The organism is Pseudomonas sp. AC532 (genome assembly GCF_979258965.1).
On the sequence record NZ_OZ409888.1, the window covers coordinates 2556028 to 2575038 of the forward strand.

General features: G+C 64.0%; 22 protein-coding genes. 7 read left to right on the plus strand and 15 right to left on the minus strand.

Annotation, left to right across the window (positions count from 1 at the left end; translation table 11 throughout):
* Window positions 1-214: 214 nt before the first annotated feature.
* From hslV to ACZ0AV_RS12080, 3 genes are all read left to right on the plus strand, one after another.
* A complete protein-coding gene (gene hslV / locus ACZ0AV_RS12070; RefSeq protein WP_042552357.1) occupies window positions 215-751 on the plus strand; it encodes an ATP-dependent protease subunit HslV in 537 nt (178 codons plus the stop codon).
* A 24-nt stretch (window positions 752-775) separates the two neighbouring features.
* Window positions 776-2113, plus strand: a complete 1338-nt coding sequence (gene hslU, locus ACZ0AV_RS12075; RefSeq protein WP_499151243.1) for an ATP-dependent protease ATPase subunit HslU — start codon at window positions 776-778, stop codon at window positions 2111-2113.
* Between the two features lie 70 nt (window positions 2114-2183).
* Window positions 2184-2555 carry a gamma-butyrobetaine hydroxylase family protein gene (locus ACZ0AV_RS12080; RefSeq protein ID WP_499151244.1) on the plus strand — a complete coding sequence of 124 codons (372 nt, stop codon included), beginning with the start codon at window positions 2184-2186 and terminating at the stop codon, window positions 2553-2555.
* A 239-nt stretch (window positions 2556-2794) separates the two neighbouring features.
* Here the strand turns inward: ACZ0AV_RS12080 and ACZ0AV_RS12085 are convergent, their stop codons facing one another.
* The 10 genes from ACZ0AV_RS12085 to ACZ0AV_RS12130 all read right to left on the minus strand — a co-directional run bounded on the left by ACZ0AV_RS12085 (window position 2795) and on the right by ACZ0AV_RS12130 (window position 12223).
* Entirely contained in the window at window positions 2795-3643 is an 849-nt protein-coding gene (locus ACZ0AV_RS12085; RefSeq protein ID WP_499153350.1) for a phasin family protein, read from the minus strand.
* A gap of 45 nt (window positions 3644-3688) precedes the next feature.
* The gene (locus ACZ0AV_RS12090; RefSeq protein ID WP_499151245.1) at window positions 3689-4057 is read right to left on the minus strand and encodes a phasin family protein; all 369 of its coding nucleotides are present in this window, start codon (window positions 4055-4057) and stop codon (window positions 3689-3691) included.
* Between the two features lie 214 nt (window positions 4058-4271).
* Window positions 4272-5231 carry an AlgP family protein gene (locus tag ACZ0AV_RS12095; RefSeq protein ID WP_499151246.1) on the minus strand — a complete coding sequence of 320 codons (960 nt, stop codon included), beginning with the start codon at window positions 5229-5231 and terminating at the stop codon, window positions 4272-4274.
* A gap of 154 nt (window positions 5232-5385) precedes the next feature.
* A complete protein-coding gene (gene rsd, locus ACZ0AV_RS12100; protein WP_499151247.1) occupies window positions 5386-5847 on the minus strand; it encodes a sigma D regulator in 462 nt (153 codons plus the stop codon).
* A gap of 318 nt (window positions 5848-6165) precedes the next feature.
* A complete protein-coding gene (locus ACZ0AV_RS12105; RefSeq protein WP_499151248.1) occupies window positions 6166-7440 on the minus strand; it encodes a heme biosynthesis HemY N-terminal domain-containing protein in 1275 nt (424 codons plus the stop codon).
* Window positions 7437-8582 (minus strand): uroporphyrinogen-III C-methyltransferase, encoded by a 1146-nt coding sequence (locus ACZ0AV_RS12110; RefSeq protein ID WP_499151249.1) that lies wholly within the window; start codon window positions 8580-8582, stop codon window positions 7437-7439. Before ACZ0AV_RS12110 ends, ACZ0AV_RS12105 begins: the two co-directional genes overlap by 4 nt.
* A gap of 16 nt (window positions 8583-8598) precedes the next feature.
* Window positions 8599-9372, minus strand: coding sequence for a uroporphyrinogen-III synthase (locus ACZ0AV_RS12115; RefSeq protein ID WP_499151250.1), 774 nt, complete (start codon window positions 9370-9372; stop codon window positions 8599-8601).
* The gene (gene hemC, locus ACZ0AV_RS12120) at window positions 9369-10307 is read right to left on the minus strand and encodes a hydroxymethylbilane synthase (RefSeq protein WP_499151251.1); all 939 of its coding nucleotides are present in this window, start codon (window positions 10305-10307) and stop codon (window positions 9369-9371) included. The genes ACZ0AV_RS12115 and hemC overlap by 4 nt, the downstream gene beginning before the upstream one ends.
* Window positions 10308-10403: 96 nt before the next feature.
* Window positions 10404-11150 (minus strand): LytR/AlgR family response regulator transcription factor, encoded by a 747-nt coding sequence (locus tag ACZ0AV_RS12125; protein WP_499151252.1) that lies wholly within the window; start codon window positions 11148-11150, stop codon window positions 10404-10406.
* Window positions 11147-12223 (minus strand): sensor histidine kinase, encoded by a 1077-nt coding sequence (locus tag ACZ0AV_RS12130; protein ID WP_499151253.1) that lies wholly within the window; start codon window positions 12221-12223, stop codon window positions 11147-11149. Before ACZ0AV_RS12130 ends, ACZ0AV_RS12125 begins: the two co-directional genes overlap by 4 nt.
* 219 nt (window positions 12224-12442) lie before the next feature.
* Here ACZ0AV_RS12130 and argH point away from each other — a divergent pair, with 219 nt between their 5' ends.
* Genes argH through ACZ0AV_RS12145 form a run of 3 tightly spaced genes read left to right on the plus strand, consistent with a single transcriptional unit; the run spans window position 12443 to window position 14615 of the window.
* Window positions 12443-13837: an argininosuccinate lyase gene (gene argH, locus ACZ0AV_RS12135; protein ID WP_499151254.1), complete on the plus strand. Its 1395-nt coding sequence runs from the start codon at window positions 12443-12445 to the stop codon at window positions 13835-13837.
* A 35-nt stretch (window positions 13838-13872) separates the two neighbouring features.
* Window positions 13873-14115 carry a hypothetical protein gene (locus tag ACZ0AV_RS12140; protein ID WP_499151255.1) on the plus strand — a complete coding sequence of 81 codons (243 nt, stop codon included), beginning with the start codon at window positions 13873-13875 and terminating at the stop codon, window positions 14113-14115.
* A 20-nt stretch (window positions 14116-14135) separates the two neighbouring features.
* Complete coding sequence (locus ACZ0AV_RS12145) at window positions 14136-14615, plus strand: GNAT family N-acetyltransferase (RefSeq protein WP_499151256.1); 480 nt, start codon at window positions 14136-14138, stop codon at window positions 14613-14615.
* Here ACZ0AV_RS12145 and ACZ0AV_RS12150 read toward each other — a convergent pair whose 3' ends face one another.
* Complete coding sequence (locus ACZ0AV_RS12150; protein WP_499151257.1) at window positions 14616-15281, minus strand: glutathione S-transferase family protein; 666 nt, start codon at window positions 15279-15281, stop codon at window positions 14616-14618. It lies immediately after the preceding gene.
* A gap of 185 nt (window positions 15282-15466) precedes the next feature.
* Between ACZ0AV_RS12150 and ACZ0AV_RS12155 the strand changes: the two genes are divergently transcribed.
* Entirely contained in the window at window positions 15467-15727 is a 261-nt protein-coding gene (locus tag ACZ0AV_RS12155; protein WP_499151258.1) for a DUF4282 domain-containing protein, read from the plus strand.
* A 38-nt stretch (window positions 15728-15765) separates the two neighbouring features.
* Here ACZ0AV_RS12155 and ACZ0AV_RS12160 read toward each other — a convergent pair whose 3' ends face one another.
* From ACZ0AV_RS12160 to ACZ0AV_RS12175, 4 genes are read right to left on the minus strand one after another with little or no spacing between them, the layout of a single operon-like run.
* Window positions 15766-16206 carry a GlcG/HbpS family heme-binding protein gene (locus tag ACZ0AV_RS12160; RefSeq protein ID WP_499151259.1) on the minus strand — a complete coding sequence of 147 codons (441 nt, stop codon included), beginning with the start codon at window positions 16204-16206 and terminating at the stop codon, window positions 15766-15768.
* Window positions 16203-16982, minus strand: coding sequence for an SDR family NAD(P)-dependent oxidoreductase (locus ACZ0AV_RS12165; protein WP_499151260.1), 780 nt, complete (start codon window positions 16980-16982; stop codon window positions 16203-16205). The genes ACZ0AV_RS12160 and ACZ0AV_RS12165 overlap by 4 nt, the downstream gene beginning before the upstream one ends.
* Window positions 16979-18517 carry a tripartite tricarboxylate transporter permease gene (locus tag ACZ0AV_RS12170; RefSeq protein ID WP_499151261.1) on the minus strand — a complete coding sequence of 513 codons (1539 nt, stop codon included), beginning with the start codon at window positions 18515-18517 and terminating at the stop codon, window positions 16979-16981. Before ACZ0AV_RS12170 ends, ACZ0AV_RS12165 begins: the two co-directional genes overlap by 4 nt.
* Before the next feature lie 2 nt (window positions 18518-18519).
* On the minus strand, window positions 18520-19008 hold the full coding sequence (locus ACZ0AV_RS12175; protein WP_499151262.1) for a tripartite tricarboxylate transporter TctB family protein: 489 nt from the start codon (window positions 19006-19008) through the stop codon (window positions 18520-18522).
* Window positions 19009-19011: the final 3 nt, after the last annotated feature.

The window sequence follows — 19011 nt, forward strand, 5'->3', positions numbered from 1 at the left end:
GCCTGCGCGGCCCGATCCGCCCACCGCACTACCATCGCACTGGTGGACAAAAAAGAGCGTTGTCCACCCTACGGGCGTGAGTATCTGCTCCCACCTCAGCCCAGCCGCCCGCAGGCAGAGCCGTTTTGTGACCGCTCATGCCTTCCGGCTTGAACCGTGCGCAATCCATCCCCATATAACAGGTCAACCCCGGAGCTGCCGAAGGAGCATGCCCTTGACCACTATCGTTTCAGTCCGCCGCCACGGCAAAGTCGTCATGGGTGGCGACGGCCAGGTTTCCCTCGGCAATACCGTGATGAAAGGCAATGCGAAGAAAGTTCGCCGCCTGTACCACGGCCAGGTCATCGCCGGTTTCGCCGGCGCCACCGCCGATGCATTCACCCTTTTCGAACGCTTCGAATCGCAACTGGAACGCCACCAGGGCCATCTGGTGCGCGCCGCGGTGGAGCTGGCCAAGGACTGGCGTACCGACCGATCCCTGAGCCGTCTGGAAGCCATGCTGGCGGTGGCCAACAAGGATGCCTCGCTGATCATCACCGGCAACGGTGACGTGGTCGAGCCAGAGCACGGCCTGATCGCCATGGGCTCTGGCGGCGGCTTCGCCCAGGCTGCGGCCCTGGCACTGCTGCAGAAAGGCAGCGAAGACCTCGACGCCCGCGAGATTGCCGAAACTGCGTTGAAAATCGCCGGTTCCATCTGCGTTTTCACCAATCAGAACCTGACCATCGAGGAGCTGGACTCGGCCATCTAGGCCGGTCCGGATCGGAGCCCGCTCATGTCCATGACACCCCGCGAGATCGTCCACGAACTCAACCGCCACATCATCGGCCAGGACGACGCCAAGCGCGCCGTGGCCATCGCCCTGCGCAACCGCTGGCGGCGCATGCAGCTGCCGCTGGAGCTGCGCGCCGAGGTCACGCCAAAGAACATCCTGATGATTGGCCCGACCGGCGTCGGCAAGACCGAGATCGCCCGGCGCCTGGCCAAGCTGGCCAATGCACCGTTCCTGAAGGTGGAAGCGACCAAGTTCACCGAGGTTGGCTATGTGGGCCGCGATGTCGAGTCGATCATCCGCGACCTGGCCGATGCCGCGGTGAAAATGCTGCGCGAACAGGAAATCGTCCGCGTGCGCCATCGTGCCGAAGACGCTGCCGAAGACCGCATTCTCGATGCCCTGCTGCCAGCGGCTCGCGGCGGTTTCGCCGAAGAAGCAGCGCCCAGCGATTCCAACACCCGCCAGCTGTTCCGCAAGCGCCTGCGCGAGGGTCAGCTGGATGACAAGGAAATCGAAATCGAGGTGGCCGACAGCCCGGCCGGTATCGAGATCATGACCCCGCCCGGCATGGAAGAAATGACCAGCCAGCTGCAGAACCTGTTCGCCAACATGGGCAAGGGCAAGCAGAAGAGCCGCAAGCTCAAGGTCAAGGACGCGCTGAAACTGGTGCGCGAGGAAGAGGCCGGCCGCCTGGTCAACGAGGAAGAACTCAAGGCCAAGGCGCTGGAAGCGGTCGAGCAGCATGGCATCGTGTTCATCGACGAGATCGACAAGGTGGCCAAGCGTGCCAATGCCGGTGGTGCCGACGTGTCTCGCGAAGGCGTGCAGCGCGACCTGCTGCCGCTGATCGAGGGCTGTACGGTGAACACCAAGCTGGGCATGGTCAAGACCGACCATATTCTGTTCATCGCCTCGGGTGCCTTTCACCTCAGCAAGCCGAGTGACCTGGTGCCGGAGCTGCAGGGTCGCCTGCCGATCCGTGTCGAGTTGAAGGCACTGTCGCCGGAAGATTTCGAGCGCATCCTCAGCGAGCCTCATGCCTCGCTCACCGAGCAATACGTGGCGCTGCTGCAGACCGAAGGCCTCGGCGTTGAATTCGCCGCAGACGGCATCAAGCGCCTCGCAGAGATTGCCTGGCAGGTCAACGAGAAGACCGAGAATATCGGCGCCCGCCGCCTGCACACGTTGCTTGAACGCCTGCTGGAGGAAGTGTCCTTCAGCGCTGGTGACCTGGCCGGCCAGCAGAATGGCGAGGTGATCCGCATCGACGCAGCCTACGTCAACAGCCACCTCGGCGAACTGGCCGAGGACGAAGACCTGTCCCGCTATATTCTGTAAATGGCGTTGAGCCGCGCGGCTTCAGGCAACAGCCTGGCGCCCTGCGGCTGCGGACAATGTGGAGACCGCCGTGCTCATTCCCACCTCGATCAAGCTGCACAAGGCATCACGCACACTGGAACTGCACTACGGCGACGACAACTACCTGCTGCCAGCAGAATTCCTGCGCGTGCATTCGCCCTCGGCCGAGGTGCAGGGGCACGGCAAACCCATTTTGCAGACCGGCAAGATCAACGTGTCGCTTGTCGGCATCGAGCCGGCCGGCAATTACGCCCTCAAGCTGACCTTCGATGACGGCCACGACAGCGGGCTATTCACCTGGGACTACCTGCGCCAGTTGGCCCTGCGCCAGGATGACCTGTGGCGCGACTATCTAGAGGCCTTGTCCGCTGCCGGTCAATCCCGTGACCCCGACGAATCGGTGGTTCGCCTGATGCTCTGAGGCGGCAGGGAACCCGGGTAAATGCGCTGCACCGAGCAAACGAATAGCCCCTGATCGTACCGCGCCTGCCCTCTTTCAAGGTGTGCTCGCGCGTCCGCTCGAAAACAGCCGTCTGCTGGGCCGACGAGGCTCTGTAAGCCGCACCACGATCCACTGCCGCGCGCCCCTCTGGCGGCGCGCGCAACCTGAAATGAAAACGCCCGGCACGGGGCCGGGCGTCTTCCTCATGGCAAACAACCTCAGGATTGGTTGCCCGGCGCAGGTGGCACGGTCGCGCCCGGCGTTACCGCCTGTGCGGGTGTGCTGGTCGCTGGAGCCGGCGCAGCCTTGGCCACTGCCGGTTTCTTCGCAGGCGGTTTGCGCGCCGTTTTGGCTGCAGGTTTTGCCACCGGCTTCGCCGCTGGCTTGGCTGCGGATTTGACCGGACTCTTGGCCGCAGCGGCGGGCTTCGCGGTCGAGGCCGGTTTGCTGGCCACGGCCTTCTTCGCCACAGGCCGTTTGACGGCCGCTGCCTTGGTTGCCGGCTTCGCCGCGGGCGTGCTGGCTGCCTTGCTAGCGGTCGCCTTGCTGGCAGCTGGCTTGGTCACCGCCTTGCTGACGGCAGGCTTGCTCGCGACTTTCGCAGCGGAGCTTTTCGCTGCAGGCTTGGCGGCTGCCTTGCTGGTAACACCGGTGAGGGCCTCCAACTGCCGGGTCAGCAACTCGACCTTGTCGTTGAGCGACTTGACCTCGCTTCGGCTCGGCACGCCCAGGCGAGAAATGGCGCTATTGAGCCGCTTGTCGAACGCCTCCTCGAACTCGCCCCACTTGCCCATGGCCCTGTCCTTGACATCGTCCATGCGGGACTTGGCAGTGCTGGCCGATGCATCGCCGGCGCTCTTCATTTCATCGGCCGGCTTGCCGGTATCGGTCTTGGCAGCCTTTTCGGCCTTCTCGCCATCCTTGACCAGAGTGTCGAACAGCTTGGTGCCGTCCTTGCTGACCTTGGAGTACGCGCCCAAGCCCGCCAACCAGATCTGACGCGAGTACTTTTCAACCTCGCCGATCCACGAGCCGGTCTGTTTTTCGGATTTCTTTTTGACAGCCATCCTGCTCTCCTTAATGGGTACGCGCGGCGTGCTCAAGCAACGCGCTCAGCCCCTCCAGCTTAGCAGACAGATTTGGATGGCCTGCCGAGCGGGAATGCCAAGCCGGTCGAGGGCGCCTGCCACGCGAGAATCGAAGGCCTGCTCGATCTTCTCGATACGCGCGGCGACCTTAGTCTTCACAACGGACACTCTGCTTCTGGCTTCGTCGGTTTGGCCACTCGCCACCTCGACCTGATCATTGACCTGTTTCCTGGCGCGCTGTTCCGCTTCGTAGCCGATCCGTATGTGGTCTCGGAAGAAAACCAGGCCACCCCGATCAGCCTTCGATTGCCTCCGGGCGCGACGAGCATTGCGTCCTGGCATAAAGGCAGTGCATCGGTGATGGCGAGACGGAAGCAGTCGGCACAGCTGCATTTGCCCTGGGTGTGTAGTTCAGGGCTACAGGGAGACGCTCCATGCAGCACAGGCCTGGTGCACCGCAACAAGGAAGCGGAGGGGGGAAAGGAACAGAAGGCGAGAGGAGGCTGGGCTGACGCTCAATAGGGGAAGACGGGACGCGAGTTACGCGTTGCGCCGGGTCGGGCAGCCTGCGAACACACGAGTGGCGTATTCGCAGGCATGCTGGCAATCAGCTGACGCCGGGAGGCGTTACGCCACTGGCATTGCCGGGAGCGGTTGCTGGCACAGCAGGCGATTCACTGGCAGGTTTTCCCGCAACAGGTGCCGTGCTGGCTGGCTTGGCGGTGGTAGCTGCGGGCTTGGCAGTAGCAGGCTTGGCTGCGGCCGGCTTAATAGCCGCTTTGGCAGCAGGCTTGGCTGCGGCTGGTTTGGCAACCGCTTTGGCAGCAGGCTTGGCTGCGGCGGGTTTGGCAGCCGCTTTGGCAGCAGGCTTGGCTGCGGCTGGTTTGGCAGCCGCTTTGGCAGCAGGCTTGGCTGCGGCTGGTTTGGCAGCCGCTTTGGCAGCAGGCTTGGCTGCGGCTGGTTTGGCAGCCGCTTTGGCAGCAGGCTTGGCTGCGGCGGGTTTAGCAGCCGCTTTGGCAGCAGGCTTGGCTGCGGCGGGTTTGGCAGCCGCTTTGGCAGCCGCTTTGGCAGCAGGCTTGGCTGCGGCGGGTTTAGCAGCCGCTTTGGCAGCAGGCTTGGCTGCGGCTTTGGCCGCAGGCTTGGCAGCGCTGGCGGAGTGGCTGGAAAGAGCCTTGGCGGCCGCTTCGCGAACTTTGCCAACGCCCTGCGCGAGCTTGAGGCTTTCCTGGGCATCGCGCTTGAGCTGAACGATGTACTGGCGCGTCTCACTCTGGCGTGCCTGCAGTGCGTCCAGTACCTCTTCCAGCTCGGCAACACCGGCCTGGGCCTTGGACTGCGCCTTGGCTTTGCCAGTCGCTATTGCAGCCTGCAGCTTGCCACGGGCCTTGTGCAGTTTTTCCTGCGCACCACCACGTTGTTTTTCCAGCTTGGCGAGAATCTTTTCGGCATCCACGAGTGCCTGCGAGCAGGCTGTTTCGAGGTGTTCGAGCAGGCTTGCTGACAACTGTTGAAGCAGGTGCAAAGGGGTAGTGACCGATTTGTTTTTCACGTTTTTCGTGGCCGACATGACGCGCCTCCTGGCGAATGAGTTGGAGCCATACTAGACGTGTGAATCTGCGCCGGCTAGTGGCGCTTTGCAAGCACCTGCGTGGCAGACATCAGGCACACATCTGCGGGCAGCGCAGAGACAACAACGCCGCGGAAGATCGCGGCGTTGAAGGTTATACCGGGGCAGCGGCCGCCTGCTGTTTATGGGCCGTATGCAGCACTTCGATCAAGCAATCTTCGAGCTCGAAGCGCTCGTGAAGCATCTGGCCGAGCCGTTTGAGCTCGGCACTCACCGCCTCGGTGTCACCACAGTCGCCGGCATCGCAGCGATCATTGAAGGCCAGCGCAGCTTCGGTAATGACTTCGATGCGCGGGTAAATCTGCTTGGCAAGCGCCAGGCCACGTTGGTCACCGAACGCTCGGGCTTCCTCGGTGAGCTGCTGGTAAACCTCGAAATGCCCGGCAGAAACATAGTCGACGAGGATTTCGCAGAACCGCTGCATGACGAGCTTGTCGCTCACGTCGTCGATGGCCGCGTAGGCCTTGATCAATTCGGCACGTTCCTGCAGCCAGCGATCGATCAACAGGTGTACACCACCCCATCGTTCCTGCGCATTCTGGCAACTCTCGAGCATGATGATCTCCCTTATCGTATTTCACATGGGCATCCGGGCAACAACCATCGTTCAGCACAGCAGCACTGCCGCGAATAAGACGTTGGCTGATCGCCCCAGGCAGCAGTTCCCGTGCTGTCCTACTGGTGTGAAGCCGGCGCTTGCACCGACCACGATGATGCGCGTCACGCCTCGATCCCTGGGCGTGCAGCCGAGCCTGGACACTAACATGATTCGCATTACAGTCCGAGCTCATTTGCGCTCAGGTTATGCCCGCTGCCACGCGTCTTCAAGGCGCTTCGTCGCAGGCGCCGACCCACGCGCGGCTGCAGCAAACGTTCAGTTGCCCACGCGCCCAGGCTGGGTATCCGCGCTGGATACCGCCGGCACGCCGGCGACCTGGCCACTCAGGCGGCGATCGAGCAAGCCGAGGCCTTCCTGGAACAGGCGGTTGCTGCGTTCCACTTCGCCCAACTGGGCGAGCAATCGTGCCAGCTCCGCGCAGGTTTCCGGATGCCGTTCGAAAGTCAGGCTGGTTTCGAAATACTCGCGCGCCTTGCCCCACAACTGGTTGTGCAGGCTCAGGCGACCCAGCGTCAAGAGCAGCCCTGCGTCATCAGGATGCTGCTTGAGCCAGCTTTCGGCAGCCTGCAGTTGCCTGGCTGGGTCACGCCCGTGCAACAAGCCGTAGAGACGCGCCAGGCGGCTGTCGTATTCACGATTGAGGGCCTTGTTGAGCAACTCCTCCGCCCCCGGTTCGGCACCCAGCGCACGTAGCCGGTCGGCGTAAACGGCCAGCAGCTCGGGCTCGCCGCGCAGGCTGGGGGACAGCCGTTCCCAGGCCTGGGCCAGCGACGGCAGCGCGCCCTCGTCGGCAACGCTGAGGTCGATGCCAGTCAGGTGTTCGCGCCAGGCGCGGCGCTCCAGCATCATCAGCTCGGCAGGCGGCAGGGCTTTTTCCTTGCGCAGGGCCGGCAGCAACTTGAGCAGCGCCTGCCAGTCGCCACGCAGTACATACAGCTGCTGCAACTGGCGCAGCACCTGAGGGTTGTGCGGATGGCGATCCTGCATCACCAGCAGTGTTTCTTGAGCGTTCTCGACCTCGCCACGGGCCAGTTGCAACTCGGCATGGGTCAGGGCGATGGCCAGCTCGGCATTCGGTTGACGCTCCAGTGCCTCGGCCAGCAACGCGTCGCTTTCCTCGTAATGCTCAAGGTTGTTGGCGGCGCGCGCAGCGCCTAGGTAGTGAATCAGCGGCCGTGGCTCATTGCGGGCGATGCGGCTCAGGTGCGTTTGCGCCTTGGCCCAGCGCCCTTCGATCAGCTCCTGAAAACCATGTTCGGAGGCGCTGCGCACCCGCCGTTCACGGTGCAGGCGCGACCAGGGATTGACCAGGCCGAGCGAGGTGAGCAGTACGCGAATGGCCAGGCGCAACAGCCAGATCGCCAGGCACACGGCAACGATCAGCAGCACGAACGCCCACAGCGTCGACTCGTAGCGAAAGCCCTGGTAGGCGAACAGTACATAGCCCTTGTGTTCAGCGATGGCCAGGCCGAGCAGTGCCAGCCCCCCGACCACCAGCACGGCGAGCAACAGCAGGTATACACGCTTCATGGGCGTCGCTCCTGGTCATCGCCGGTGCCTTCCTGCGGCGCATCCTTCAGGCGTTCACGCGCCGACTGTTTGTGTTCGATGTAGGCCTGCACGGCATCGAGCGAGTCGGTGAGCTCGGGCACCTCGACTTCGATAGGCTTGTCGACCAGTTCCGCGACACGGGTGCGCAAGGCGCGGCTATCGGGATTATCACGATTGAAGTTGGCATCGAGGACTTCGCCAGCCTGTTGCAAGGCCTGGCGGTAGACCTGGGTTTCGCCATGCAGGGCCGCCCACTGCGCCTGCTCGAGTGCCAGGCTCAGGGCCAGCCTCACCTGGGTCAGGCTCTGCCCGGCGAGCAGCGGCCGCACGTTCTGGTCGGCATTGAAATCAAGACGAAAGTATTCCGACAGCGTCTGCAGGCTGCGCCCCCACCAGGTGCCGGGCTCACTCTGCGCGGCGATTTCACCCAGCACGCCACCGTCGGCGACGAACGTGGGGTTCAGCGAATTGAGCTGCGCCGCCTGGTCACGCAAGGCGCCCAATTGCAGGAACAGGCCGGTACGATCCGGGTTGTCGGTGGCGCGCAAGGCTTCCAGGCTTTTCGCCAGCTGTTCACGGGCGGCGAATGCCGCCGGGTCATCCTGATCACGCAGTATCTCGTCGGCCGCCTGCACCAGCGCAGTGGCGCTGTTGCTGTCCTGCAGCGCGGAAAGCCGCAGGCTGGCAAGGCGTAGCAAGTGCTCGGCTTCGGCAAGGCGCCAATCCTGCCGACTGGCCCCCAGCACCGTCTCCAACCGCTGGTTGAGCAGTTGCTGGTCGCCTTGCAGCTGGGCCACCAGGCGGCGCCGTTCTTCGAGTTCCTGCACGCTCGGCAGTTGTTCGAAACGGCCACTCAGGCTTTCGGTACGCTGCGACAGCGCTGCCGACTGGCTGCGCGCCTGTTCGAGCTGCACCGCCTGCTGCTGCGCATCGCTCTGCAGCGCGCGCAGTTGCCAGGCGCTCCAACCACCGACACCGACACCAATCGCGCCGACCAGCAGCGCCACCGCCGCCACGGCAGAACCCCGTGGGGCGGGCCTGGCATCTGCGGTGGCCGGAGAAGATTCGAGGGCGGGTTGTACAGGCTGCTCCTGCTCTTTCGGGGTAGTCGCGTCGCTCACGTATCCATCCTATGCTTCAAGAGTCGGGCGAAGCCTGCGCACGCAAGGCCGCCAACAACGCCGCGGTGTCAGCACCACGGCAGTCCACAACATTCGCCGCACCCAGCTCACGCGCCATCAGGGCAACGCGTGGGCTCGGTACGAACACGGGTAGTTGCGCCAGTTGCTGCCAATCATCGGCCGCCAGTTCGCGCAGATGCAGCAGGCCCTGCCCACTGCTGACCACCAGCCCATTCAAGCGTTCCACCTGTAATAGCCGCTGCAGGGTCCCGGCAGGGTAGCTTGGCGCCACGCGGCGGTAGACCGGCAGGTAGTTCACTTCTGCGCCCTGGCTGCGCAATCGCTCGGCGAGCAAGTCGCGGCCGTCCTCGCCGCGAATGATCAGCACGCGCGGAAACAGTGCCTCGCGCAGTGGTTTTTGCAGCTCGGGCAGGTCGAGCAGCGCCTCGCTGTCGTCGCCCTTCGCTGGCCAGCATACCGGCAACCCGTAATCGGCAAGAATCTGCCCGGTCCCTGCGCCGACACTGAACCAGGGCTGATCGGCGAGCGGCTGTGGCCAGTAGCGGTCGAGTAGCGCCAGGCCCAGGCGAGCCGCCGGTTTGCTGACCACGATGACAGCCGTGTAACGATGCAAGTCGCAGATCAGCGCGCTGTGCTGCGGGGTTTCCGGCAAAGGCTCGATGCGTAGCAGCGGCAGGCAGGCGCCATGCACCCCGGCATCGGCCAGCGTCGCGGCCAGCGCCTGACATTCCTGCTCGGGCCGCGTCAGCAGCAGGCGCCAACCGTTCACTCGGCGCCATCCTCGTGGTAGATGGCCTGCAGGATGCCGCCGGCTCCCTGGGCCAGCAAGGCCTCGGCCACCTCGATCCCAAGGCGCTTGGCGTCTGTCGCAGCGCCACGCAGCTCGGCCCGCAGCAAACGCCCGCCATCGGGCTCACCGACCAGGCCGCGCAACCACAACTGCTCACCTTCGAGCACCGCATAGCAGGCGATGGGCACCTGGCAACCGCCGTTGAGGTGCCTGTTCAGGGCCCGCTCGGCGGTTACCCGCAAGGCGGTTTCAGGGTGATTGAGGGGGGCGAGCAAGGTTTGCACTTCGCTGTCGGCCACCCGGCATTCGATACCGACCGCCCCCTGGCCACCGGCCGGCAGGCTGTGCTCGACGGTGATCGAGGCGCGTATGCGCGATTCAAAACCAAGACGGATCAAGCCAGCGGCTGCCAGGATGATGGCGTCATATTCCCCGGCGTCCAGCTTGGCCAGCCGGGTGTTGACGTTGCCGCGCAAGAACTGGATTTTCAGGTCGGGTCGGCGGGCCAGCAACTGTGCCTGACGACGCAGGCTGGAGGTTCCCACCACGCTGCCGGCCGGCAGTGTCTCCAGGCTGGCGAAATCGTTGGACACAAAGGCATCACGCGGGTCTTCGCGCTCGCAGATGCAGAACAGACCAAGGCCTTCCGGGAAATCCATCGGCACATCCTTCATGGAGTGCACGGCGATGTCGGCACGATTTTCCAGCAGGGCGGTTTCCAGTTCCTTGACGAACAGCCCCTTGCCGCCGATCTTGGCCAGCGGCGCATCGAGCAGCTTGTCCCCGCGGCTGACCATTGGCACCAGGCTTACCTGCAGCCCTGGATGGGCCTGTTCGAGGCGTGCCTTGACGTACTCGGCCTGCCATAGGGCCAAGGCACTCTTGCGGGTTGCGATGCGTATTTCGCGGGGCATGGGACAATTCCAGAAAACGAACTGTCGCCGATGATAACAGGCTCCAGGGTCACAAGCCGGACGCGGCCTGCGACCCTTCGCCCTAGTTACCGGCCGCTAGATGTGGTTCATCAACTTGCGTACGCCCGCCACGTGGCGACGGCTGACCACCAGCGCATCGCCATTGAGACCCTTGAGGTAGAGCTGGAAATGCCCCAATGGCGTGCGCTGCAATCGCTCGATGCGTTCGCGCGAGACCAGGGCATTGCGGTGGATGCGCACGAAGCGATCACCGAACTCGTCTTCCAGTGCCTTGAGCGGCTCGTCCAGCAGCACTTCACCGCCCTCATGGCGCAGGGTGACGTACTTGTGATCGGCGATGAAGTAGATCACGTGATCCAGCGGTATCAATTCGATGCCCTTGCGGGTGCGCGCACTGATATGGCTGCGCGGGCCAACGCCGCTTTCCGCCGCCGGGCGGGTGAGCGCAGCAAGCTGCACGCGATTGAGGCGCTCGGCCTTCTTCAGCGCATCTTCGAGGTGTTCCGAGCGCACCGGCTTGACCAGGTAACCGACGGCGCTGACCTGAAAGGCCTCCACTGCAAATTCATCATGGGCCGTGCAGAAGATCACGGCTGGTGGCGCCTCTCGCTCGCACAGGCGAGCGGCAGCCTGCAGGCCATCGAGGCCTGGCATGCGGATATCGAGCAGCACTACATCCGGTTTGAGACTCTCGACAAGCGCGAGCGCTTCCTCGCCATTGCTCGCAGAGGGCTCGACAACACGATAACCCTCGAGCGAAGAAACCATGCGGCTCAAACGCTCTCGAGCAAGGGGTTCGTCATCGACGATCAAGACATTCATAATGATCTGGCTTCCTGCATGGGTCTTGCACATGGGTAGCGTAGACGGGTGTAGTGACGGCCATCACGACGCTCCACGCTGAGGTTGGCTTGCGGCCCGAAAAGCGCCGCAAGACGCGCATCGATGTTGGCCAGCGCCTGATGGGTTCCGCGTGACGCCAGAGGCGCGCCGCCGTCCTCGTATGGATTGCTGACGCTGAGGTTGAATACCCCGTCGATGTAATTGGCTGATATCTGCACCAGTCCCCCTTCGATACGTGGCTGGATACCGTAGATCAATGCATTCTCCAACAGCGGCTGCAGGGTCAGCTGGGGAATGGGTAAATCAGCGGGGACATCATCAACCTCCCACTGCAACTGTAGTCGCTCGCCGAGTCGGTAGTGCTCGATCGACAGGTATCGCTGCGCCAGTTCCAGCTCCTCGCTCCAGCTTACGAGGCTACCGGGCCTGGCCAGGCTGGCCCGGAACAGGTCGGATAAATCCAGTACGGCCTGTTCCGCCCTAACTGAATCTGTGACAACCAGGCTGGCGATGCTGTTCAAACTGTTGAACAGGAAATGCGGGCGTATCCGTGCCTGCAGCGATTCGATGCGCGCGCGCAGCTCCGCCTGCTCCTGGCGCCGCCACTGGCTCTGCAGGTAGAAGTAGCGCAGCAGCAGCGCCGACATGATCAGGCTGATGAGGGCGTGGCGCAGGTACAGGTTCACCTCGCCGTCGTGGGGCAGCGGCCCACCCAGGTCGTAGTAGTCGGCTACTGCCGTGCAACCCAGGGTCAGCCCGACCACCAGCGCGCAGCACGCAGCGCCCGCCCACACGGCCTGCAAGCGCGCCAGCAGCGGGCGCAGGCGGCACAACAGCGCCGATGACAGCAGCACGATCCACTGCACGAACAGGGACGTCAGCGCCAGGCGCACCCAGTCGAAACCGGGCAGCATCGGCTCGGCGAGCACCAGCACCAGTACCAGCAGCTCCGCGAGCAGCACGGCGCTGAGCAGCGCTTCGGGCTGGCACAGCTCCGGCACGAAGAAATCGTCGGGTTTGGTCGGGGTCGAGGCGTTGCGATTGGCGTTCATCGCCGCAGTTTCCGCGCGCGCCTGCCAACCGGCAAGAGAGCCCTTCGCAGGCGGGTGAAATAAGCCACCGAAATGCCGGTCAGCGCAGTGAAACTGTGATCCAGGCGACACTCGCCCTAGCCGCTGCGCGGCGCGCGGCGTCTGTTATCATCAGCGCACTTTTCCGTCGAGCCGGATGCTTCCGGCCCGTCCGCACCTGCATACAGCCGAGCCAAATCCATGAGCAACGAAAAAACCAATCAGTCCTGGGGCGGCCGCTTCAGCGAGCCCGTCGATGCCTTCGTCGCCCGCTTCACCGCCTCGGTCGAGTTCGACAAGCGCCTGTACCGCCACGACATCATGGGCTCCATCGCCCACGCCACCATGCTGGCCAAGGCCGGTGTGCTGAGCGACGCCGAGCGCGACACGATCATCGACGGCCTTACCCAGATTCAGGGCGAAATCGAAGCCGGCACCTTCGACTGGCGCGTCGACCTGGAAGACGTGCACATGAACATCGAGGCGCGCCTGACCGACCGCATCGGCGTGACCGGCAAGAAGCTGCACACCGGCCGCTCGCGCAACGATCAGGTTGCCACCGACATCCGCCTGTGGCTGCGCGACGAGATCGACGTCATCCTCGCCGAAATCACTCGCCTGCAGCAGGGTCTGCTGGAGCAGGCCGAGCGTGAAGCCGAGACCATCATGCCCGGCTTCACCCATTTGCAGACTGCCCAACCGGTGACCTTCGGCCATCACCTGCTGGCCTGGTTCGAAATGCTCAGCCGCGACCACGAGCGTTTGCTCGACTGCCGCAAGCGCACCAACCGCATGCCCCTGGGCAGCGCTGCACTGGCCGGCACCACCTACCCGATCCAGCGTGAAATCACCGCTGAACTGCTCGGCTTCGACGCCGTGGGCGGCAACTCGCTGGACGGCGTGTCGGATCGCGACTTCGCCATCGAATTCTGTGCCGCGGCTTCCATCGCGATGATGCACCTGTCGCGCTTCTCCGAGGAGCTGGTGCTGTGGACCAGCGCGCAGTTCCAGTTCATCGACCTGCCGGATCGTTTTTGCACCGGCTCCTCGATCATGCCGCAGAAGAAGAACCCCGACGTGCCCGAACTGGTACGTGGCAAGACCGGCCGCGTGTTCGGTGCCCTGACCGGCCTGCTGACCCTGATGAAAGGCCAGCCGCTGGCCTACAACAAGGACAATCAGGAAGACAAGGAACCGTTGTTCGACGCCGCCGACACGCTGCGCGATTCGCTGCGCGCCTTCGCCGACATGATCCCGGCCATCAAGCCCAAGCACGCCATCATGCGTGAAGCGGCGCTGCGCGGCTTTTCCACCGCCACGGACCTCGCCGACTACCTGGTGCGCAAGGGCCTGCCGTTTCGCGACTGCCACGAGATCGTCGGCCATGCGGTGAAATACGGCGTGGACACCGGCAAGGACCTGGCCGAGATGAGCCTCGACGAATTGCGCCAGTTCAGCGATCAGATCGAGCAGGACGTGTTCGCCGTGCTGACCCTGGAAGGCTCGGTGAATGCCCGTAACCATATTGGCGGCACTGCACCGGCTCAGGTGCGTGCAGCGGTGGCTCGCGGCCAGAACCTGCTGGCCAGCCGCTAAACGCGGCTCAGCGAGAACCGGGAAAAGGAGTTCCCATGCCCGAACTGTTGTTGCGTGGCTTGATGCTGCTCGCCGAGATCGCACTTGAAATCATCATCGGCTACGTCTTCTACACCACCGGCTGGTTGGCACTACGACTGCTGACCCTGGGCCACTACCCGAACCTGCCGCTTCGCATAAGCGACCCAATGGGTTCGCGCAGTGCATGGGTCGCGGCTTTCGGCTTCTTTTGCCTGGTGGGCCTGCCCTTGACGTGGCTGACAGTCACATACAGCTAAAAAACGCGACGAGATACCTCATGCCCCTGAACATCCGCCCTGCCGTACGCGAAGACGCCGCGCTGATCCTGCGCTTCATCACTGACCTGGCCATCTACGAGAAGGCCGAGCACGAGGTGAAGACCGATGTTGCCGGCATCGAGAACAGCCTGTTCGGCGAGGGCAGCACTGCCCACGGCCTGATCTGCGAACTGGACGGCGAGCCGATCGGCTACGCCGTGTATTTCTTCAACTACTCGACCTGGCTGGGCAAGCACGGCCTGTACCTGGAAGACCTGTACGTCACCCCGGAGCAGCGCGGCGTCGGCGCCGGCAAGGCGCTGCTGCGCCAACTGGCCAGGCTGGCGGTAGCGCGCGGCTGCGGGCGCTTCGAGTGGTCGGTGCTGGACTGGAACACACCGGCCATCGAGTTCTACGACTCCATCGGCGCCAAGCCGCAGAACGAATGGATCGGCTACCGCCTCGCCGGCGAAGCGCTGACCGACTTCGCCGCAGGCTGATCAGCCTTTCAGGTTCGCCTGCATGTGCGCCATGAACGGGCCCATCGCCGCCTCCTTGTCAGCCGCGATGCGCTGCACGTTGGGGTTGGCGGCAAGCTGGTCGAGCAGCCCACGGGCTTTCGGCATATCGGCCAGCAGGTCGATCTCGAACAACTTGTGGGCAACCGCGGCCGCCAGGTCGATGCTGTACAAAAAGTACAGGTCGGCCAGGCTCAGGCGGTCGCCGGCCACGTAGGGCACGAATACCCCCAGCCGCTTGAGCGAGTCGATCCCGGCGAGCAACTCGTTGCGGCCCCTCTCGAGAATCGCCGGGTCCAGCGACATGCCGAAGAACGCCTGGGCGTAGCACGAGCGCGCCGGCAGTTCGATGTACAGCTCGATGTGCTTGGCCAGTTCGCGCACCCGCGCCTGCTCGTAGAGGCCTTCAGGCAGCAGCGGGCGGCCCTGTCCCCGCGCTTCCAGGTACTCCAGGATCGCCCAGGTCTCGCTGATGTAACCCTCGTCGCACTGCAGCACGGGTACCTTGCCGCGCGGGCTGATGGCGAGGAAGGCTTCGTCACGCGAAGCGTAGGTGCGCACTTCCTCGAACGGCACGCCCTTCTCCAGCAAGGCGAGTTTGACCATGTTGTGGTAGTTGCTGACCGCGAAACCGTGGAGTCTGAGCATGGACAGGTATCCTCTGAAAAGACCGGCGAAACGCCGCCCGGAGGAGCACGCTAACGCCATTCACGGGTCTTTGCCATGGACGCTTCTAGGCAGCTGGCTGCAGCCGCTCTGGGCTGCTACTCTCGCCCGCCTCGGGCGCTCCCTGCGCCGCATGCGGTAGCCTCTACCGCCCGGGAATCCCTACCATGGACTGGAGTTACACCATGAAGAACCTGTTCTTCTTCGACGCGATGCTCACCCCGAAAATCATCACCTTCGTCTACTGGCTGTTGCTGCTCAGCGTGGCGGTCAGCGGTTTTGGCATGATGTTCAGTGGTTACGGCAGTTTTCTCGGCGGCCTCGGCACCTTGATCGGTGGCGCCATCGGCGCACGTATCTGGTGCGAGCTGATGATCGTGCTGTTCAAGATCCACGAAAACCTGCAGAAGATCGCCAACCGCGCCTGAGCAAAAAGCCCGCGCACCTTGCATGCGCGGGCGCTCCGTCAGCCGAGCGCGGCCGCACCGGCCAGCGCCACCTGCCCGTCCTGGGTGGGGTGCATGCCCGATACGCCGATAGCACCGATGACCTTGCCGTCCTGCACCAGCGGCACGCCGCCTTCGAGCAGAATGGCGTTGTGCATCGACAGCAGCCGCAACGCCGCTCCACCAGTGGCCAGGGTTTCCTCGAAGCCCTTGGTCGAGCGCTTGAACAGCGCTGCCGTGGAGGCCTTCTTGATCGCCACTTCGACACTGCCCAGCGCCGCTTCATCGAGCTTGTGCAGCAGCACCAGATGGCCGCCGCTGTCGGCCACGGCAATCACCATGGGCCAGCCATTGGCCCGAGCCTCACGCTGCGCAGCCGCGGCGACATGCTGCGCCTGCTCCAGGCCAATCGGCGTACCGTAGCTCAGCACGCCGGCGGCCAACGGGACAGGCGTACTCATGGCATGGCCTGCCCGCCGTTGACGTCGAGCACCTGGCCGGTGATGTAGCCGCTGCAGGCGTGTGACGCCAGGAACAGGTATGACGGCGCCATCTCGTCCGGGGTGCCGAAGCGGCCCATCGGGATGGTGGTGCTGACCGCCGCGCGGGCGGCCTCGTCCTTGTCGGCATGGAACGCGGTGTCCACGGTACCGGGTGAGACGATATTGAAACGGATGTTGGCCGGGGTGAACTCGCGCACCCAGTTGCGCTGGATGTTATGCAGCCAGGCCTTGGCCGCCGCGTACAGGCTGGCACCCGGGCCACCGCCACCATGGGCGGCGATCGAGCCGGTGGTGATCACCGCGGCGCTCTGCCCGCTGGCCTTGGCCGATGCGCGCAGATGGGGAATGGCCTCGCGAGTGACCATCAGCGCCGAACGCAGGTTGACGTCGGTCATGGCGTCGAAGAAGGCATCGTCGATGCTTTCCAGGCCACGACGTTCCAGCAGCGCCCCGGCGTTGTTGATCAGCACATCGATGCCGCCGAAGCGCTCGACGAATGCCGCGACGGTGGCCACACAGGCCTCGGTCTTGCCGAGGTCGCCGGCGAAGAACGCGGCCTGGCCGCCATCGGCCGACAGCTCGCTGAGCAGCGTATCGAGGTTGGCCGGCGTGTTGCGTGCGGTGATGCCAACGTGGGCGCCCAGCTTGGCGAAGGCGCGGGCAGTGGCCAGGCCGATACCGAGGGTGGCGCCGGTGATCAGAACGCGCTTGCCGCGCAGGTCGTTGAAGGTCATTGGGTGCATTCCTCTTTACGATGGGCAGGGGATTCGGGGGTGATACCGGCGCGGCGCTTGAGCAGGCGCAACAGCAGCGGCAGCATCCACAGAGACAGGGTGATGATGGCCAGCGCCAGCGACACCGGGCGTTCGAAGAACACCATGAGGTCGCCCTGGGCACGCATCATCGAGGTGATGAAGGTTTCTTCCAGCATCGGCCCGAGGACGACACCGAGAATCATCGGCGCCAGCGGAAAGCCGTTTTCCTCCATGAAGAAGCCGACGATGCCGAAGGCGAGAATGATGACGATGGCGAACAGGGTGTTTTCCACGGCGAAGGCACCGACGATGGAGAACGCCAGGATCACCGGCATGAGGATGCTTTGCGGCACCTGCAGCACTCGCTTGAACAGTTTGATGGCAAGGAAACCGAAGGGAATCAGCAGGAGGTTGGCGAGCAGGAACGCCAGGAACACCGCGTTGATCATGTCGGCGTTCTCGGTAAAGATCGTCGGCCCCGGGTTCAGGCCCTTCATGAACAGCACGCCGATGACGATGGCAGTCAACGAATCGCCGGGTATGCCGAACACCGTGGCGGGAATGAAGCTGCCACCGACGGCCGCGTTGTTGGCGGCGGTCGCCGGAACGACCTTGGCCATGTTGATCTCGTCTTCGCTGGTACGCCTGGCCGCGGCGCGCTTGGACATCGCGTAGGAAATGTATGCCGCCACATCGGCGCCAGCACCCGGCAGGATGCCCACCAGCACGCCCACGAACGAGCCCTGAGCGACACCCGCCTTGTATTTGAAGATGTCGCGCAGCGCCTGCAGCAGCATCGGTTTCTGCGCTACCAACGCGGCCTGCCGGGAATTGCTGGCGCGGCTGTTACGGGTGCAGAAGCGCAGGATCTCGGCGACGGCGAACAGGCCGATGATCACCGGGATGAAGCCCAGGCCACCCAGCAGATCGGCATTGCCGAAGGTGAACCGCGATTCGCCGGAAACCGGATCCAGCCCGACGCTGGCGACCAGCAAGCCGAGCAGCAGCGACACCGCGCCTTTGACCGGCGAGCTGTCGGATACCGCGATGGCGGCAGTCAGCCCCATGCAGGCCAGCCAGAAATATTCGAACGAACTGAAATTCAGCGCGAACTCGGCGAGAAACGGCGCACAGAGCATCAGCGCCAACACCCCGACGCAGCCGCCAATGGCCGAGCTCACCGCGCTCATGCTCAGTGCGTATTCGCCCAGGCCACGCTGTGCCAGGCCGTAGCAGGGCTCGGTGTAGGCCGCGGAGGCCGGCGTACCGGGCATGCGCATGTACACGGCGGGCAGGTCGCCGGAGAAGATTGCCATGGCGGCCATGGTGACGATGGCGGCAATCGCCGGCACCGGGTCCATGAAGAAGGTCACCGGCACCATCAGCGCCACTGCCATGCTGGCAGTGAGGCCGGGAATGGCACCGACGAACAACCCGTACAGCGCGGCGATCACCATCACCGCCAGGACTTCGAAGGTCATCACCATGCCGAATGCATTGATTATCGCGTCCACGCTCAGCCCCCCAGGTAATCGGTCAGAAAGCCCATGGGCAGCTGCACGCTCATCACCTGCTGGAAGAACAGGTAGAGAAACAGCGTGACCAGCACGGCGGTGACCCACGACAACAGCGCGCGCCCGCTGAAGCGCTGGCAGAGCACACCGACCAGCAGCACGCAGCACAGCGGGAACCCGATGGTTTCGATCGCAGCGATAAATGCCACCACCAGCACTGGCACCAGCAGGACATTGATCAGCCGCTCGCGATCACGTAGCCAGGGGCCCGCCTGCACCAGCCGGAAACCGTCCTGCTGAGCCAGCGCCAGGCGAATGCCCTTGACCAGCAGAATCGCCCCGCAGACTGCCAGCAGGCCACCGATGATCGAAGGAAAAAAGCCGGCGCCATACTGAAAGAACGGCGAAGTTTTCATCTGCTGGCCTTGCACCAAAACGCCCAGCCCAAGCAGGGTGAAGAGCACCCCAAGGGTGATGTCGCTGAATTTCATGCT

Excerpts from the sequence above, each read along its gene's own strand:
- hslU (WP_499151243.1), top strand. The coding sequence starts at position 776 with ATGTCCATGACACCCCGCGAGATCGTCCACGAACTCAACCGCCACATC.
- ACZ0AV_RS12085 (WP_499153350.1), bottom strand. The coding sequence starts at position 3,643 with ATGGCTGTCAAAAAGAAATCCGAAAAACAGACCGGCTCGTGGATCGGC.
- ACZ0AV_RS12090 (WP_499151245.1), bottom strand. The coding sequence starts at position 4,057 with ATGCAGCTGTGCCGACTGCTTCCGTCTCGCCATCACCGATGCACTGCC.
- ACZ0AV_RS12095 (WP_499151246.1), bottom strand. The coding sequence starts at position 5,231 with ATGTCGGCCACGAAAAACGTGAAAAACAAATCGGTCACTACCCCTTTG.
- rsd (WP_499151247.1), bottom strand. The coding sequence starts at position 5,847 with ATGCTCGAGAGTTGCCAGAATGCGCAGGAACGATGGGGTGGTGTACAC.
- ACZ0AV_RS12105 (WP_499151248.1), bottom strand. The coding sequence starts at position 7,440 with ATGAAGCGTGTATACCTGCTGTTGCTCGCCGTGCTGGTGGTCGGGGGG.
- hemC (WP_499151251.1), bottom strand. The coding sequence starts at position 10,307 with ATGCCCCGCGAAATACGCATCGCAACCCGCAAGAGTGCCTTGGCCCTA.
- ACZ0AV_RS12125 (WP_499151252.1), bottom strand. The coding sequence starts at position 11,150 with ATGAATGTCTTGATCGTCGATGACGAACCCCTTGCTCGAGAGCGTTTG.
- ACZ0AV_RS12130 (WP_499151253.1), bottom strand. The coding sequence starts at position 12,223 with ATGAACGCCAATCGCAACGCCTCGACCCCGACCAAACCCGACGATTTC.
- argH (WP_499151254.1), top strand. The coding sequence starts at position 12,443 with ATGAGCAACGAAAAAACCAATCAGTCCTGGGGCGGCCGCTTCAGCGAG.
- ACZ0AV_RS12140 (WP_499151255.1), top strand. The coding sequence starts at position 13,873 with ATGCCCGAACTGTTGTTGCGTGGCTTGATGCTGCTCGCCGAGATCGCA.
- ACZ0AV_RS12145 (WP_499151256.1), top strand. The coding sequence starts at position 14,136 with ATGCCCCTGAACATCCGCCCTGCCGTACGCGAAGACGCCGCGCTGATC.
- ACZ0AV_RS12150 (WP_499151257.1), bottom strand. The coding sequence starts at position 15,281 with ATGCTCAGACTCCACGGTTTCGCGGTCAGCAACTACCACAACATGGTC.
- ACZ0AV_RS12155 (WP_499151258.1), top strand. The coding sequence starts at position 15,467 with ATGGACTGGAGTTACACCATGAAGAACCTGTTCTTCTTCGACGCGATG.
- ACZ0AV_RS12160 (WP_499151259.1), bottom strand. The coding sequence starts at position 16,206 with ATGAGTACGCCTGTCCCGTTGGCCGCCGGCGTGCTGAGCTACGGTACG.
- ACZ0AV_RS12165 (WP_499151260.1), bottom strand. The coding sequence starts at position 16,982 with ATGACCTTCAACGACCTGCGCGGCAAGCGCGTTCTGATCACCGGCGCC.
- ACZ0AV_RS12175 (WP_499151262.1), bottom strand. The coding sequence starts at position 19,008 with ATGAAATTCAGCGACATCACCCTTGGGGTGCTCTTCACCCTGCTTGGG.